Genomic DNA, 604 nt, shown 5'->3' with positions numbered 1-604 from the left:
ATGCAATCATACTTAAAATTGACACCTTAAAACGAGAAACACCCGACAACCTGAGTCGCCGAGTGTAGTAAATCGTGTTGATGCATTTGTTATGTTCTTAATTCACCATATCATTACAATAAACGCAATTACAGCAATAACCGTAATGTAAAAAGAAAAGCTGTTACCAAAGGTGCTTACTGTTGCTGCACAGTAAGGACAAACAGATTTATCTGGCTCCCCCTTATATGTAATCATTCTTGGGACTATCTTTTTTTTGCAGCTTGGACAATTAATCCTATCATCAGTTTGATTGTGATTTCTAACTGACTTCGGCAATTTGGCTGTAATTCGAATGTTATTAGCACGAGGACCTTTAGCTCCTGGCTTCGATTCAAATTCAACTTTATCACCAATATCAGGCAAGGAAGCACCTACGATACTTTGGACATTAAAGTAATGATCTTCATTTGAATTTGAAGTAATAAAACCATATCCTTTTTCACTGCTAAACCATTTAACAGTTCCTTCCATGTGAAACTCCTTATTATTACGTAATTGTATTTATTGTCTAAATAATTATGTTATTACAACTAGATAAAAAGCCTACTCTAGAACATAACGC

Annotated in this window: 1 protein-coding gene; it reads right to left on the bottom strand. The window is 34.6% G+C overall.

Features of this window, described 5'->3' with window-relative positions; translation table 11 throughout:
* Positions 1–102: 102 nt before the first annotated feature.
* Positions 103–513, bottom strand: a complete 411-nt coding sequence (locus tag PVK62_RS17485; RefSeq protein ID WP_274449507.1) for a cold-shock protein — start codon at positions 511–513, stop codon at positions 103–105.
* Positions 514–604: the final 91 nt, after the last annotated feature.

This window comes from Aliivibrio sp. S3MY1 (genome assembly GCF_028765575.1).
Classification (GTDB): Bacteria; Pseudomonadota; Gammaproteobacteria; order Enterobacterales; family Vibrionaceae; genus Aliivibrio.
Note: the sequence above shows the minus strand (reverse complement) of the source record. Positions and strands in the feature narration are given on the sequence as shown.